16 protein-coding genes and 1 tRNA gene are annotated in these 14375 nt (G+C 61.5%); 5 read left to right on the top strand and 12 right to left on the bottom strand.

The window, feature by feature from the left end; all coding sequences use genetic code 11:
- Positions 1-220: 220 nt before the first annotated feature.
- Positions 221-784: a cytochrome b gene (locus tag FP2506_RS05420; RefSeq protein ID WP_007066400.1), complete on the top strand. Its 564-nt coding sequence runs from the start codon at positions 221-223 to the stop codon at positions 782-784.
- An 11-nt stretch (positions 785-795) separates the two neighbouring features.
- On the opposite strand, the gene FP2506_RS05415 is transcribed toward FP2506_RS05420, so the two are convergent.
- Genes FP2506_RS05415 through FP2506_RS05400 form a run of 4 tightly spaced genes read right to left on the bottom strand, consistent with a single transcriptional unit; the run spans position 796 to position 4015 of the window.
- The gene (locus FP2506_RS05415) at positions 796-1587 is read right to left on the bottom strand and encodes a class I SAM-dependent methyltransferase (protein WP_007066399.1); all 792 of its coding nucleotides are present in this window, start codon (positions 1585-1587) and stop codon (positions 796-798) included.
- Positions 1584-2630, bottom strand: coding sequence for a glycosyltransferase family 4 protein (locus FP2506_RS05410; RefSeq protein ID WP_007066398.1), 1047 nt, complete (start codon positions 2628-2630; stop codon positions 1584-1586). The genes FP2506_RS05415 and FP2506_RS05410 overlap by 4 nt, the downstream gene beginning before the upstream one ends.
- Positions 2627-3025 carry a 6-pyruvoyl trahydropterin synthase family protein gene (locus FP2506_RS05405; RefSeq protein ID WP_007066397.1) on the bottom strand — a complete coding sequence of 133 codons (399 nt, stop codon included), beginning with the start codon at positions 3023-3025 and terminating at the stop codon, positions 2627-2629. The genes FP2506_RS05410 and FP2506_RS05405 overlap by 4 nt, the downstream gene beginning before the upstream one ends.
- Positions 3026-3040: 15 nt before the next feature.
- Positions 3041-4015: a zinc-dependent alcohol dehydrogenase gene (locus tag FP2506_RS05400; protein WP_040489436.1), complete on the bottom strand. Its 975-nt coding sequence runs from the start codon at positions 4013-4015 to the stop codon at positions 3041-3043.
- Between the two features lie 197 nt (positions 4016-4212).
- Here FP2506_RS05400 and ribA point away from each other — a divergent pair, with 197 nt between their 5' ends.
- The 3 genes from ribA (at position 4213) to FP2506_RS05385 (ending at position 6925) form a co-directional block, all read left to right on the top strand.
- Complete coding sequence (gene ribA, locus FP2506_RS05395) at positions 4213-5349, top strand: GTP cyclohydrolase II RibA (RefSeq protein WP_007066395.1); 1137 nt, start codon at positions 4213-4215, stop codon at positions 5347-5349.
- Positions 5350-5444: 95 nt separating this feature from the next.
- Positions 5445-6158 (top strand): CDP-alcohol phosphatidyltransferase family protein, encoded by a 714-nt coding sequence (locus tag FP2506_RS05390; protein ID WP_210160425.1) that lies wholly within the window; start codon positions 5445-5447, stop codon positions 6156-6158.
- A complete protein-coding gene (locus FP2506_RS05385; RefSeq protein ID WP_007066393.1) occupies positions 6155-6925 on the top strand; it encodes an FkbM family methyltransferase in 771 nt (256 codons plus the stop codon). The genes FP2506_RS05390 and FP2506_RS05385 overlap by 4 nt, the downstream gene beginning before the upstream one ends.
- Here FP2506_RS05385 and FP2506_RS05380 read toward each other — a convergent pair.
- Positions 6880-7884 carry a lysylphosphatidylglycerol synthase transmembrane domain-containing protein gene (locus tag FP2506_RS05380; protein ID WP_148227474.1) on the bottom strand — a complete coding sequence of 335 codons (1005 nt, stop codon included), beginning with the start codon at positions 7882-7884 and terminating at the stop codon, positions 6880-6882. The genes FP2506_RS05385 and FP2506_RS05380 overlap by 46 nt on opposite strands.
- A 321-nt stretch (positions 7885-8205) precedes the next feature.
- Between FP2506_RS05380 and FP2506_RS05375 the strand changes: the two genes are divergently transcribed.
- Entirely contained in the window at positions 8206-9711 is a 1506-nt protein-coding gene (locus FP2506_RS05375) for a sulfatase-like hydrolase/transferase (protein WP_192841583.1), read from the top strand.
- 125 nt (positions 9712-9836) lie between these two features.
- Here FP2506_RS05375 and FP2506_RS18930 read toward each other — a convergent pair whose 3' ends face one another.
- The 7 genes from FP2506_RS18930 to rpsM form a co-directional block, all read right to left on the bottom strand.
- Positions 9837-9974, bottom strand: coding sequence for a hypothetical protein (locus FP2506_RS18930; RefSeq protein ID WP_007066390.1), 138 nt, complete (start codon positions 9972-9974; stop codon positions 9837-9839).
- A gap of 184 nt (positions 9975-10158) precedes the next feature.
- Positions 10159-10248, bottom strand: a tRNA-Ser gene (locus FP2506_RS05370).
- Between the two features lie 178 nt (positions 10249-10426).
- Positions 10427-11446, bottom strand: coding sequence for an NAD-dependent epimerase/dehydratase family protein (locus FP2506_RS05365; protein WP_007066389.1), 1020 nt, complete (start codon positions 11444-11446; stop codon positions 10427-10429).
- A 122-nt stretch (positions 11447-11568) separates the two neighbouring features.
- On the bottom strand, positions 11569-11997 hold the full coding sequence (rplQ, locus tag FP2506_RS05360; protein WP_040488928.1) for a 50S ribosomal protein L17: 429 nt from the start codon (positions 11995-11997) through the stop codon (positions 11569-11571).
- Positions 11998-12200: 203 nt separating this feature from the next.
- Positions 12201-13253 carry a DNA-directed RNA polymerase subunit alpha gene (locus tag FP2506_RS05355; protein WP_007066387.1) on the bottom strand — a complete coding sequence of 351 codons (1053 nt, stop codon included), beginning with the start codon at positions 13251-13253 and terminating at the stop codon, positions 12201-12203.
- 142 nt (positions 13254-13395) lie between these two features.
- Positions 13396-13782, bottom strand: a complete 387-nt coding sequence (gene rpsK, locus FP2506_RS05350) for a 30S ribosomal protein S11 (protein ID WP_007066386.1) — start codon at positions 13780-13782, stop codon at positions 13396-13398.
- Between the two features lie 84 nt (positions 13783-13866).
- Positions 13867-14235 carry a 30S ribosomal protein S13 gene (gene rpsM, locus FP2506_RS05345; RefSeq protein WP_007066385.1) on the bottom strand — a complete coding sequence of 123 codons (369 nt, stop codon included), beginning with the start codon at positions 14233-14235 and terminating at the stop codon, positions 13867-13869.
- Positions 14236-14375 lie beyond the last annotated feature (140 nt).

Here is a 14375-nt window from a genome sequence, read left to right as displayed (position 1 = left end):
CTTTGTTGGAGTTCGTTCTCGCGGTCAGCCGTTCGTCGACCCTTACGGATTTCAATTGTGCGCTGCTTCCGCTGAATCACGTGCACGAGAAATGCTGTGCCGGCATTTGGCGCCCTCGCGTCCTAGCGCAAAAGTGCCACGTCTTCACGCAGGTTGACGGTTGCGACGCCAGAAACGACACTTACCGAAATGAAGATAGTTTCAGAATGGGCCCGTTCGCATGGACCAGGCGATTTATAACAAGAACGGCATCGCCGAAGGTCTTCCACAGGAAGCACGATATGCCCCGACCGCGAGAGTTTTCCATTGGATAGTCGCGGTGATGGTCTTGGTGGTCTGGCCCTTCGGCATGGTCATCAAATTTATCGCCGAAGATAGCAAACCAATCTTTTATCTGCTGCACGAGTCTTTCGGCTTTCTCATCCTCTGGATCATGCTGGCCCGGGTGGCGGTTCGGCTCGTCCGGGGCGCCCCCGCACATCCGCCAATGCCGGAATGGCAGAGGAGACTTGCCGACACTGTCCATGTTCTTCTCTATGTCGCATTGATCGCCATGCCGATTTTCGGTTTCCTTGCGACGAATGCATTCGGCTTTCCCTTGAGCCTATTCGGCCTCATCCCGATCCCGAGCCCGGTAGGGAAAAACGATGCGCTCGCCGGCATCTTCATGACCGTCCATGTCACGCTCGGTTACACGATCCTCGTCCTTTTTCTCCTGCATATGGCCGGCGTTCTGCAGCACCACGTCCTCAAACGCGATGCGACGCTCTATCGGATGACATGAGCCCTTGGCGCTCACCCCGGCGGGAACGCGAGACAATCGCGGTGACCGACTCGGACCATTGCGCCTTCGCGTGCGGCCGATGCCCGGAATGCCAGCCACTCTTCGAGATCTTCGGCATCGAGGCGAGCACGTGCCGTTTGGGCGAAACCCTTATGGAATGCATCTTGGAGTTCGGCGTCGTCGGCGCCGAGTAGCCAGTCGCTGGTCGAAGAACGGATCGAAAAACCTTCTGCCCGAAAAGCATCGTCCAGGACCGCCGCCGCATCACCTCCCAGACCTTCGCCAAATCCTTTATCGGTCTTCTGGTCCCGCGCGAACGCCTCGACAATGATCTCGTCCAGCGCGTGCGGCTTCTCCCATTCGACCCGACCGTCGACGGTCAGCGCGGTATAAAGGCCGACATTCTCTCTACGGAGCGCTTGCGCGAGCTCGACGATGTATGCCGATGATACGAGATCGAAGAGCGCTGATGCCGTCACGAGTGCCGCGCCGGCAAACAGGGTTTCAGTCGGCTGAGCAAGGTCGGCGCGCTGCAACGTCACACGTTCGTTGGCCGTAGCCGGCAACGCCTCCAGTGCGCGGTCGAGCAGACGCGGATCGTCGTCGACGAATATCCAGGACCGCCCGTTTGCTGTCAGCGGATCGAGGGCGCGGAAGGTCGAACCCGTCCCGCAGCCGAGATCAACGATCGGGCCGATCTTCTCTAGCGCATAGGCCGCCGCAGCCTCCAGAAGGATCGGATTCCGGGCACGGCGATCAGCAGGCTCGCGTAGAGTGAGCCAGTCGGCTTCGAAACCGCTCATTGTTTCGACCTCCGCAGTACATCTTTGAGGGCAATCGCCGAGTCGCGCCAACTCGGCAGCCTTTGGGCGGCCTGCCGTGCGCCCTCTGCGTAACGCGAACGCAAGTCGCTGTCCGAAATCATACGCCGCAAGGCATCGGCAAACATGCATGCGTCGGCCGGCTCGACGAGTATTCCTGCTGAGTCCGGGACGACATCGGATACGGCTCCCCCAGTCGTCCCCACGATGGGTAGTCCGTGCGCTAGGGCCTCACCGAAGACCATGCCATAACCCTCGTAGCGAGTGGCGAGTGCGAAGATATCCGCCGCGTCGTATTCGGCCGCGAGCCCATCCACGGAGCCGGCGAAGAGGACACGCTCCGCAAGCCCGACCTGCGTGACAAGCGCTTCGAGCTCGGCAGCATGAGAGGGGTCCATATCCGCACTGCCGACGATCCGACATGTCCAGACGAGATCCTGCAATGTGCCGAGCGCTTCGATCAGAATGTCGTAGCCCTTGCGCGGAATCAGAGAACCAACCGCGAGAATGAGAGGAATATGCTCCTGCCGTGAGCGCACAGGCCGTCTGTCGGTCCCCGGCGGCACGACGGCGATGCGATCGCGTGGCACGTCGAAGTCGCGCGTGAGAATACGGCCCGTCTCGGAACTCGTGACGACGACGCAACGGGCGAAACGAAGCGCATGGGTCTCGTCCTCCTTCAACTTGGCAACCCGATCTGCGGTAAGGCCAGTTTCCAGCGACAGCGGGTGATGCACGAGCGCAATGAGGTCCAATCGAACAGCCTCGGCCTCGGCAAGATCAGGCAGCGCGCCGAAGGCCAGGCCGTCCACCAGCACCGTCGACCCGCCTTCGATCGCAGCAAAAAGGCGGGTGGTCGCGGCAATCTCGCTCTTGGAGGGATCGGGGAAACCTGACGGCAAGGGAATGTGCTGCACCCGGCAGTCGAGAGCGGTTAGCTCCTCTATCATTCTCCGATCGTAACCGTAGCCGCCGGTTCGAGTCTGAAGATCGCCCGGGATCGCGAAGACGACCGGTCGGCTCAAAGAGCCGCCTCGTACCAAGCCCGCGCGACCTGAGATTCATGCAGCCGAACTCGCAATTTCATAACACGCCCACCGGCCTCGCCCATTCGACCGGCAGCGATCTCCTTCGCGATCTTCGAAAAGATATGCCGGGCGAGAAATTCTGTCGTCGTCACCTTGCCGTTGAATTCGGTGATCTCGTCGAGGTTCTGGTAATTGAGCGGTTTGAGAACGCCACTAAGGATTTCGCTCGCCGCGCCGATATCGACCGCGAGCCCGTCGTCGTCGAGATCCTCGGTGAAGAAGGCCGCATCCACTGTAAAAGTTGCACCATGCATACCCTGCGCGGGACCGAACACCGGGCGCGGCAAGGAATGGGCAATCATGATGTGGTCGGTCACTTCGACTGCGAACATGGAACTTCGTCTTCCTCAATATTTGATGCGGTGGCAGAGAACCTTGGGATCCATCAGGATGTCGAGATAGGTGTCTGCGAGTGCGGCGAAAGGCGTCTCTCCTGAAATCAACACATCGAGTCGCGGATCTTCCAGGAGCGACAGTGCCAGGTCTAGCCGGCGCGAGCGGCTCCACCGCGCCCGCCTCGAGGGGGAAACCTGCCCGACTTGGCTGCTGACGATCTGCAGCCGACGCGAATGGAATGCTGCCCCAAGCGGCACCGTCGCCGCGCGGGTGCCGTACCAGCTTGCCTCGACGATCCGTCCCTCAAAACCGGCGGCGTCGATCGCCGTGACAAGACCGCCTTCCGAACCCGTAGCGTGGATCACGACGTCGCAGTCCTCCGGCGCGCTTTCGGGGCCGGAGAAGATCAGGCCGAGGGCCGCGGCGACATCGGCTTTGCTGGGGTCATGATCGATCAGATAGGTGAGCGTACCGGGGATCGCCGCGGCAACAAACGCTGCGAGCAGCCCGACCACGCCCGCCCCGACGATCGCAACCCGGTCGCCTGGCTGGATCTGACCATCCCACACAACGTTGACGGCTGTCTCCATGTTCGCGGCCAGTACGGCCCGCTCCAGGGGGACCGTTTCGGGCACGGGGCGCAAGGCCTCTACGGGCACGACAAAGTGATCCTGATGCGGATGAAGGCAGAAAACCCGAGATCCGATCCAACCCTCCGGTCCGTCCTCGACGACACCTGCGACGCTGTAGCCATAACTGACTGGGAAAGGAAAATCGCCGGACTGAAAAGGCGCACGCATACGGTCGAACTCGCTCGGCGGCACTTCTCCGGCGCTGACCAGCCGCTCCGTCCCGCGGCTGATCGCACCGTAGCGCGCCGCAACGCGGGCGTTTTCACCTGAGATCGGCGGCAGCTCATTCGTTCGGATGCGGGGTTTGTCCCGTGCTTCGAGCCAGAGAGCGTTCGACGAGGTGTGATCGGGCAAGGAACGATCTTTCGACGGTTGTGGTGTTTCGAGATCGAAGCATTCTGCCTCGTGCGGCTGAGCCGATAAGCCCTTGGTGCTTTTCACGGGCTGTTATCCATCGCACATGTCTCACAGTGTCGCATTTGTCAAAACGCCCGGACACGCCTACGTCTCGTAATGATTGTGACAGTTCAACAACCGCGGACGAAGCCTGAATGCTGAAGACAGTCGAGACCGAGACCGGAGAAACACCGAGCTTTCTCGACCCGTCCGATGCCGCACGGCGTGACTGCGAGGTTGCGGCTGCGGAACTGCGGTTTGGTCGCCCGGTCGTTCTTCATGCCGATGAAACTTACGTCGCGATCGCTCTCGACACTGCGACGGCGCGTGATTTCGAACGTTTTGCGGTGGCAACGCGCGGGAGCCATGCTCTCTTTATCACCACCGAACGAGCCGATGCGCTCGAACTTTCCGCTCCAAATGGCGCCCTGGTTCCTTTGAAAGACCTTTCCTACGAGCGCGCCTGCGAACTCGGCTACCAGTTGGAAAGCCCTGTGCCGGAAACATGGTTCGATGCACCGGCATCGCTTTCGGCACTGAACGAACTGTCGCGGCTTGCCCTCCTCCTACCAGCCCTCGTTGTCGCTCAGATCGACCAATCCGATCCCGCCTTCGCCGGCGTCGCGGAAATCGCTGTCGAAGACATCGAGGCGGCCGGCGATGCCGAGACCCGATACGAGATCGTTGCCCGCACGGTCGTTCCCCTCCGCGATGTCGAAAAGGCAGAGTTCGTTGTTTTCCGCGGCGGGCTTTCGCAGCGCGATCAGGTGGCGATCGTCGTCGGCGAACCGGACTTCGAGCGTCCCGTTCCGATCCGTATCCATTCCTCATGTCTTACCGGCGATCTGTTCGGTTCGCTCAAATGCGATTGCGGCGATCAGTTGCGTGAGGGGCTTCGCCTGATCGAGGCGCGCGGCGGTGGCGTATTGCTCTATCTCGATCAAGAGGGCCGCGGTACCGGCATTGGTGCCAAGATGCGCGCCTACGGCTACCAGTCGCATGGTCTCGACACGATCGATGCCGATGCCGCACTCGGTTTCGGGGCTGACACCCGTCGCTATGGGGCAGCAGTCGCCATGCTCTCGGCGCTCGGCGTAACCTCTGTCGAACTCCTTACCAACAACCCAAACAAGGCTGCCTTCCTTCAGAAGGCCGGCATCACCGTCAGCCGCCGTACCGCAGTTCTTGGCGAAGTGACGAACGAGAACCGCTACTATCTGACGACGAAGGCGGAACGCGCGGGGCATTCCCTCGATATCGCGTTGATCGCGTCGGCCTTGGTAAATAAGTGAACGATTCCCGTCTCGAAGACAGACCGGTCGTCGCGCGCGCGGAGCGCAGACGTTTACCTTTCGGAGTGCGGCCGGTTCTTCTGGAAGCAATCGCGGTGTTCTCGCTGATCGGCCTGGTCCTTGCCGCGGCTGCTCCTTTTGTGATGGAGATTGCCGGTTCCGATTGGCGGTTCGTCATGATCTCGATCACCGTCTACCTTGCGATAGTGGGGCTTGCCGCCGCTGGCTTGCGGAATCATCCCCATGGCCGGTTCGGGGCGGCGAACGTAATCACGGTCTTTCGTGCCGCTTTGACCGCGATCGTTGCTGCCTCTCTGATCGAAGCGGGGCAACTTCGCTATGAAGGCGATACTGCATTCTCCTGGGCAGTCGCGGGACTCGTTGTATTAGCCCTTCTACTCGATGGGGTCGACGGATACGCAGCGAGGAGAAACGGCACGCAGTCGTCATTCGGCGAGCGCTTCGACATGGAAGTTGACGCGCTGCTAATCCTCCTTCTTTCACTGCTTGCATTCGTGTCGGGCAAAGCCGGCGCATTCGTCATCTTGCTAGGCGCCATGCGCTACGCTTACCTTGCGATCCACGCACTCCTCCCGCGTTTGCCGAGTGACCTCTCACCAAGCCTGGTGCGCAAGGCCGTTTGCGTTATTCAGGTATCCGCGCTGTGCCTTATCGTCACGCCGCTGGTGAACCCGCCGACTTCCAGTGTCATCGCGCTCGGCGCACTCATATTGCTCGGCGCTTCCTTTGGCCGCGATCTCGTCGTGCAGTTCAGCGGATATCCGAGCCGCAAGGGTATCAAACGGTGATCCCGCATCTCGCCGCGGGACTTGGGCTCTTCCGATCCTTGGCGATCTATCACGGTCAACCCTGGCGCGTTATTCCGCTTCGCCGTTTCATGCGTGACCTTGTCGGGCCGGGTTCGCTAGCCTTCGATATCGGGGCTCATGCCGGCAATCGCTCGTTGGCTCTTTCGAAAGCTGGCGCCCGTGTTGTCGCCCTAGAGCCCCAGCCAGCTTTCGGTGGCGTCCTCGATTGGATCGCACGTGGGCGCGATATCACGGTACGCCGGGAAGCCGTAGGGAAGGTGCCGGGCTCGGCGCAACTTAGCATCTCGCGGCGGCATCCGACGCTGTCGAGCACGGTCGCCGGATGGCCAGAGCGACTCGGCACTGTCGCCGGCTTCGAACAGGTTGCCTGGGACGAGGTGATCGAGGTGCCTGTCGTTACCCTCGACATGCTGATTGCGGAATACGGCGTCCCCAGTTTCACAAAGATCGATGTCGAAGGGAGCGAGGCGGACATTCTCGAAGGCTTGTCGCATCCTCTCCCACTTGTTGCCTTCGAATATCTCCCTGCGGCTTTGGATATAGCAGAACGCTGCCTGAAACGCCTCGCGGAGCTCGGTACTTACGAATACAATTTCGTCATTGGCGAAACGCAACATTTCGCGCGAGCCGATTGGGTTCCGCTTGCTGATTTCCGCAAAATCTTGAATGAAGCCATCCGCTCCGGCGCATCTGGCGACGCCTACGCCCGCCTATCCTCTTCGGTGACACTGGGAGATGCATTATAATCCCCCTCGCCTCTCGATCTTCTGCGCCGGAAAAAGTGCGGCAGCGGAAAGTCGAAGGCAAAGAGCCCCGGCAGCGCGCCGACAGTCGAAACCAGCCCGTAAAGAACGCTCGCGGCAATTCCAATGCTTGGAGCGTAGCCGGCGAGTGGCCATAGCGCCGCGGCGGCGGTTTCCCGAAGACCCCAGCCGCCTATAGATATCGGCAGCACCATCGTGAGAAGAACGGGAGGCACGAAAAGGAGAACCTGACGAAGATCGAGCGGCGCGCTGACTGCAAGGCTGGCGAGCGCGAAGACCGCGAGATAGGCGGCGACGAGTGCCAGCGAAAGCACCAACTGATAAAGCGCCTGTCGGGGCTGAAGGAAAGCGAGCCGCGCTGCCGTAACGAAACGTTTGAGAGCCGCCGCGATGGGGCCACGCGCGAATATCGCAGTAACGGCCAGCGCGCCGATGACGGCAGCAATGATCACCCCGAGCGTCTTGACGCCGAGAACGGCTTCGTCCGGTGCACCTTCGCCGCCGTTGACGGCCCAAATTCCGAGACCAGCAGCAGCGACGGCGACGAATGCGAACTGCCCGGAGGCTCGTTCTAGGATTACTGCATGTGCGGAGCGCTCCATGTTGGCCACACCGTTTTGGTCACTGCGATTGCGCGCAACCCGAACCACATCGCCCGAGACGCCGCCCGGCAGGATTAGGTTGAGGAGCGAAGCACCGTAATATTCTTTGATTGCCCGACTCATGGACAATCTCTGACCCAGGCTCCGCGCAGTCACGCGCCAGCGCACCGCCGCTAGAATGATCTGCACCTGAACGAGGACAAGCGCGGCGATAAGCGGCACCGGTGAAGCGCCAGCGATCAGCGTAAGCGCTTTGCCAAGATCGACGACCGCCAACAACCCCGTGAATAATACGACTGGGACGAGGACGCGCAGGAACATAAGGGTGCGGGGGCGCAAACGGACATGTCTTTCGGATCGAGAGGACGGCAAGACCGACCGCCGTGTAAGTTTGATGGCGGTAATGTCGAGAGATCGCCACGAATGGCGGCGATCACAAGGCCGCTCTGGTCGCGAAGGGAGGAAAACGGCGTGAGGATGCAGGCTGCCAGCGAATCAAGTGGGATCTCCAGGACGAGCCGGGAAATATCCGCGACGATCCGTTTCGTTGCTGGGATCTTGCTCCTGGCAGTTGTCCTGCTGTTACCGGACCGTCCGTCGCAGTTGCCTATCCCGTTGCCACTCGTGTTCCCGGTCGAGCTCCTGGTCGCGGCCGGATCGTTGCTTCTTTTCAGAGGCTTGCCGTTCAGGATCACACTTGCTCTGATCGCTGCGACGGCTGGCTCGCTGCTCTTTCTCAAGCTCGCCGACCTTGGCACCTACACGGCGTTCGATCGGCCGTTCAATCCGGTGCTCGACATGATCATTCTGCGCGATGGGTGGAACCTCCTCACCGGAACGGTCGGCCTCACCGAAGCCGTTGCAATTATCGTCGCTGTACTCGCGGGCTGGGCTGCTGTGGTCGTGCTGCTTGCATACTGTCTTGCCGGCGCGGGAAGGGCTGTTGCCCGACCGGCCCGGATCGCAGGAGCGGTAGCGCTCGGCTTTGCTGCCGCTGGCATCTTGATCGAGATCGTCAACGAACCGCAAAACAGAAACGACAGCCGGTTCGCCGCGAACAATATTCGCTTCGCGATCGAGCGGGTAGCATTGATCCAGCGTGCTTCGGCAGACCTCCTTGCTTTCCGAGATGCGCTCGAGACCGATCCCATCGACGATCTTGCGGGAGAGCCTCTGTTTGCCGCGCTCGAAGGGCGAGATGTCTACGTCCTCTTCGTCGAATCCTACGGCCGCACGGTTCTTGCCAATCCCGCCTTTCGCACTCTCATAGAGCCGCGGTTGCAATCTATCCAGACTGCCCTCGCCTCGAACGGATACCGGGCACGGTCCGGCTGGCTTACCTCGCCGACGGTCGGTGGCCAGAGTTGGCTTGCCCACGGCGCCCTCCTATCGGGCCTCCCGACGACGGACCAAAACCGATACGACCTGATGATCGCGAGCGAGCGCAAGTCGCTAAACGCGCTCTTTCGCGAACACGGTTGGCGGACGATCGCGGTCATGCCGGCGATCACGATGGATTGGCCCGAGGGCGGCTATTACGGCTACGACGAGATCTATGCCGCAGGGGATCTCGACTATGAAGGTTTGCCCTTCAACTGGGTGACCATGCCGGATCAATTCACACTCACGGCCGCCCGACGGATCGTCGAGGCATCAGATGAGCCCGTGATGGCAGAGATCGCGCTCATTTCGAGCCACGCGCCGTGGACGCCGATCGCAGAACTCGTGCCGTGGGAGGCAGTTGGCGACGGCAGCATTTTCAACGATCAGGCGCGAGCGGGGGAACCACCCTCCGTCGTCTGGTCGGAGCCGGATAGCGTGCGCGATCATTTCGTGCGTTCAATCGATTACGCGTTGGAGACGATCGGTTCTTTTGTCGAAACGCTCGGCGACGATGCCGTCTTCATCGTTCTTGGGGACCATCAGCCCGCGCGGATGTTGACCGGCGACGGCGCGACCCGCGATGTGCCGGTGCATATCATCACAAACGATCCGGACGTTTTGACGCGTTTCGATCCTCTCGGCTTTGCTGAGGGCATGATTCCGACCCCGGGCGCGGACCCGATCCCGATGTGGGACATGCGAGAGTTTCTCGTCCGCGATATGCGCGAGAGGTTGGTACCCGAACACGAAATAAAGGAAGCAATGACGGGCCGGAGTGGGTAGATCGTCGTCTACACGAAACCAAAAAACTGCTGCTCGCGACGCAACGTTCGCGAGGTTCAGGCGAACTCGAAATTAGCCGCGACGCCAAACGCCGCCGGCACGCGCAACCGCCGTTCGGCTCTCGATTAGAAGATGTCGCCGAACAGATTGACCACGGTCATGGCAACCACCGCGAGTACAAGCCCGGCCGCCAACACGTAGAGAACGTTGAGTCTTTGATTTCCCTGGCGGATATCGCGGCTGTCAAATGGATCCTTGAGCATGAGAACGCTTCCTTAAAGTCAGCTCGATTATAAGGATATGATAATATTGGCAGCGGGATTCAATCCGGCGGCCCATGAAAGACCCGACCGACTGTAGATCCCTATCGAACTGGGCAATCGTGATACCGCGCAAACGCTGCGTTGCGCTCAGAGCTGAGGCCTGACTCGGCTGGATCAGAAATCGTGGCGGATGGGGTGGGATTCGAACCCACGGTACGGTCTCCCGCACGCCGGTTTTCAAGACCGGTGCCTTAAACCGCTCGGCCACCCATCCGGTGGCGAACCCATAACCGTGAAACGAAGCGCGCCGCAAGTGGTGCGGTGCCGATAGCGGCAGTGTCTCTGCGCCAGGCGAGGAGGCAAGAGCGATAAAGCGGTGCGGAATGGTCGAAAACGCTGATGGTCGCTTTAGTCCGGTCCCGATGGGCGCGGATTTCCGGAACCTGTCGCCGTCAGGCCAGCCCTTTCTCACGCAGGGACCGGGCGGCAGCGGCGATCGCTTCGTCCGCGTCTTTCAATTGCAGGCCGAGAACCTCCCTGGCCGGCCTGCAATCGAAGGTCTTGCGCTTGCCGAGTTCCGGTACGATCGGAGCAACCTGGCGCGACAGGGCCCCCGCAGCCTTGACTGGCCAATCGGGCAGCGTCACCCACGGCACCCGGCGTTTGACCTCCGGCAATTCGCGAGCGATCGCGGACCCCATCTCCACCAGTGAGCGCGTCCCGCCGGAAAGGAGGAAGCGACGGCCTGCGGCTTCCCTCACCGTCATCGCCCTCAAATGCGCCTCGGCGACGTCGCGGACATCGACGACGCCGAAGGCGGCGTCCGGCACGGCGGGCATGCGGCCGCGCATCATGGTGCGCAGGACATCGAGGGATGTGCCCGTCGTTCCGTCGATCGTCGGACCGAGCACGAAGGCGGGATTGACGGCCGTCAGTTCGAGGCCAGTCTCCCCGGCAAACTCCCAGGCCGCCTTCTCCGCAAGCGTCTTGGAGACGGCGTAGGGATAGGCACCCTCCCCCTCGACGTCGCTCCAGTCGGCTTCGGTGAAAACCCGGTCGGTTCTTCTCGCGTGGCCGACATAGACCGAGACCACCGAAGACGTCATGACGACGCGCTGGATACCCGCAGCTCTCGCGGCCTCGAGGACGCGCAGGGTTCCGTCCCGCGCGATCGGCACGAGCGCGAATTTGTCCTTGGGCTGGAGCGAGGGAAACGGCGAGGCGCAGTGGATCGCATGGCGGCAATCGCGGGCGATCTCGCTCCATCCCGCATCGGTGGCGAGATCGGCGCCGACGATTTCCAATCGATCCGTGGAAACCCGAGCCTGCGCCATCGCCTTGCGCACCTCCTCGGCCTTGGCGGGCGAGCGCACCGTGCCGCGAACGGCATAGCCCTCTTCCAGGAGACGCTTGAGGATGTGCTTGGCGATGAAGCCGGACGCACCGGTCAGAAGCACGCGATCATGCGTCATGGGGTTCATCCGTTATCGTTCAGGGAAAGCCGTGGCGAGCCGTCGATCATGCCGCGCTGCCGGCTGGAACGAAAAAGGGGCCGCTCGGGCCCCTTCGTTCGAAGATCGCGAAGTGCGCAAGATTACGCGGCTTCGTTTTCCTCGTTCTCTTCGGCTTCGAGGCGCGCGCGGTCGGCGGCGCCACGGGCGTCCGGATCGCGGTCGACGAGTTCGATCACTGCCATCGGCGCATTGTCACCATAGCGGAAGCCGGCCTTGAGGACGCGGCAATAGCCGCCCTGGCGGTCGGCGTAGCGGGTCGCGAGCGTATCAAAGAGCTTCACGACGGAGGCGTCGTCCTGCAGGCGGGACGCGGCCTGACGGCGGGCATGGAGATCGCCGCGCTTACCGAGCGTGATCAGCTTCTCGACGATCGGGCGCAGTTCCTTGGCCTTCGGCAAGGTCGTGACGATCTGCTCATGGGTGATGAGCGAGACCGACATGTTCTTGAACATCGCCTTCCGGTGGCTCGAAGTGCGATTGAGTTTGCGGCCGCGATTTCCGTGACGCATGGTTTGGTTTCCTTGGGTCTAGAAGTCAGCCGGCCCTAAAGGTGCTTCGGCTGAAGGTCGGGATCTTTGCGTCCACGCCCGCCCACTTCGAAAAGCATCGGGACGTGTCGCCGTTCCTTTGAATGGTTGTCGGTCCGCCGCTGGCGCCGGCCCGAAGTCTCTATCAGCCTCTCACAAGAGCCTACATGCCGATGATGATCGGTTCAGTACTGGTCCTCGTAACGCTTGGCCAGATCGTCGATGTTCTCCGGCGGCCAGGCCTGGACTTCCATACCGAGATGGAGACCCATGGAAGCGAGAACTTCCTTGATCTCGTTCAGCGACTTGCGGCCGAAGTTCGGAGTGCGCAGCATTTCCGCTTCGGTCTTCTGGATGAGGTCGCCGATATAGACAATGTTGTCGTTCTTCAGGCAGTTCGCCGAGCGGACCGAAAGCTCCAGCTCGTCGACCTTCTTGAGGAGAGCCGGGTTGAAGGCGAGCTCCTGCATCGGCTCTTCGGCCGCGGCACCGCCGCCGACGCCAGCTCCGATCGCCATGCCGCGCTGGTCGCGCTGCGGCTCCTCGAAGTTGACGAAGACCGAGAGCTGATCCTGGATAATGCGCGCGGCGTAGGCCACGGCATCCTCACCCGAAATCGAGCCGTCGGTCTCGATCTGCATCGTGAGCTTGTCTTTGTTGAGATCCTGCCCCTCACGGGTGTTCTCGACCTTGTAGGACACCTTCTTGACCGGCGAGAACAGCGCGTCGATCGGGATCAGGCCGATCGGCGCATCTTCGGCGCGGTTCTGGTCGGCCGGGATGTAACCCTTGCCGGTGTTGACCGTGAACTCCATGCGAATTTCGGCGCCCTCGTCGAGGGTGCAGATCTCGTGATCGGGGTTGAGGACCTCGATGTCGCCGACGGTCTGAATGTCGCCGGCGCGCACCACGCCCGGCCCTTGCTTGCGAACCACCATCCGCTTCGGGCCTTCGCCCTGCATGCCGATGTTGATTTCCTTGATGTTGAGGACGATGTCCGTCACGTCCTCGCGCACGCCCGGGATCGACGAGAACTCGTGGAGAACGCCATCGATCTGAACGGCGGTCACGGCCGCGCCCTGAAGCGAGGAGAGGAGCACGCGGCGAAGCGCGTTGCCGAGCGTCAGGCCGAAGCCTCGCTCCAGCGGCTCTGCGGTCAGTGACGCCTTGGTCCGCCCGCTCCCCTTGAAGACCACCTGGTTGGGCTTCGAGAGATCTTGCCAGTTGCTAGCAATCATGTGGATGCCTTTCAGTTTCCTCGCCACCATCCATTCGTGGCGATGGTTCTGACACGCCGACGCGCCACAGCCCGTATCGGACCGCGGCGCGGGGACGAAACAGCGTTACCCGGAAGATTTGTCTTCCGGGCGGTCGAGGCTTCTAGACGCGGCGCTTCTTGCGCGGCCGAACACCGTTGTGCGGGATCGGCGTCACGTCGCGGATAGACGTGATCGTGAAGCCGGCGGCCTGCAGCGCCCGCAGCGCCGACTCACGGCCCGAACCCGGACCGCAGACCTCGACTTCCAACGTCCGCATGCCGTGCTCCTGGGCTTTCTTGGCACAGTCTTCGGCAGCGATCTGCGCAGCGAATGGGGTCGATTTGCGCGAACCCTTGAACCCCTGTGCACCTGCAGACGACCAGGAGATCGCATTGCCCTGCGCATCCGTGATCGTGATCAGCGTATTGTTGAAAGTCGAATTGACGTGGGCGACGCCCGCGGAGATGTTCTTGCGCTCGCGGCGGCGAACGCGCTGCTCTTTTGCCATGGGTGATGTCTTTCGTTCGATCTCGACACCGCCGTAATTCCGGCGGCTCCACCTGACCGGGCGTTCATCGACGCCCGACCGAAATTACTTCTTCTTGCCGGCGATCGCCTTGGCCGGACCCTTGCGGGTGCGTGCATTGGTGTGCGTGCGCTGACCGCGTACGGGCAGCGACCGGCGATGACGCAGGCCACGATAGCAGCCGAGGTCCATGAGGCGCTTGATATTCATCGAGGTCTCGCGGCGAAGATCGCCCTCAACCTGATGTTCACGGTCGATGATTTCCCGGATCTGCAGCACTTCTGCGTCCGAAAGATCGTTGACCCGGCGGTCTTCGGTAAGGTTTGCCTTCGCCATGATCTGCTTGGCGAGAGACGGTCCGATCCCGTGAATGTACTGTAGCGCGATAACCGCGCGTTTGCCCGTCGGGATATTGACGCCAGCGATACGTGCCACGTCGTCACTCCTAAACTTGATGGTTGTCGGCCGCTTTTCGATGCCCGAAACGTTACGGCCAAAAGCGACCGAAGTGGCTCCCCCGGAGTTGGGAGGACCCCACGTCGATCGCAATGGATTCGCGGATAGCGATAGCCTAT

The sequence above is a fragment of the Fulvimarina pelagi HTCC2506 genome (assembly GCF_000153705.1).
GTDB classification, from domain to species: Bacteria; Pseudomonadota; Alphaproteobacteria; order Rhizobiales; family Rhizobiaceae; genus Fulvimarina; species Fulvimarina pelagi.
The sequence above is the reverse complement of the archived record's forward strand: the minus strand, read 5'-3'. Positions and strand labels throughout refer to the sequence as shown.

Coding starts and splice junctions, on each gene's coding strand:
- FP2506_RS05420 (WP_007066400.1), top strand. CDS start 221: ATGGACCAGGCGATTTATAACAAGAACGGCATCGCCGAAGGTCTTCCA.
- FP2506_RS05415 (WP_007066399.1), bottom strand. CDS start 1,587: ATGAGCGGTTTCGAAGCCGACTGGCTCACTCTACGCGAGCCTGCTGAT.
- FP2506_RS05405 (WP_007066397.1), bottom strand. CDS start 3,025: ATGTTCGCAGTCGAAGTGACCGACCACATCATGATTGCCCATTCCTTG.
- ribA (WP_007066395.1), top strand. CDS start 4,213: ATGCTGAAGACAGTCGAGACCGAGACCGGAGAAACACCGAGCTTTCTC.
- FP2506_RS18930 (WP_007066390.1), bottom strand. CDS start 9,974: ATGCTCAAGGATCCATTTGACAGCCGCGATATCCGCCAGGGAAATCAA.
- FP2506_RS05365 (WP_007066389.1), bottom strand. CDS start 11,446: ATGACGCATGATCGCGTGCTTCTGACCGGTGCGTCCGGCTTCATCGCC.
- rplQ (WP_040488928.1), bottom strand. CDS start 11,997: ATGCGTCACGGAAATCGCGGCCGCAAACTCAATCGCACTTCGAGCCAC.
- FP2506_RS05355 (WP_007066387.1), bottom strand. CDS start 13,253: ATGATTGCTAGCAACTGGCAAGATCTCTCGAAGCCCAACCAGGTGGTC.
- rpsK (WP_007066386.1), bottom strand. CDS start 13,782: ATGGCAAAAGAGCAGCGCGTTCGCCGCCGCGAGCGCAAGAACATCTCC.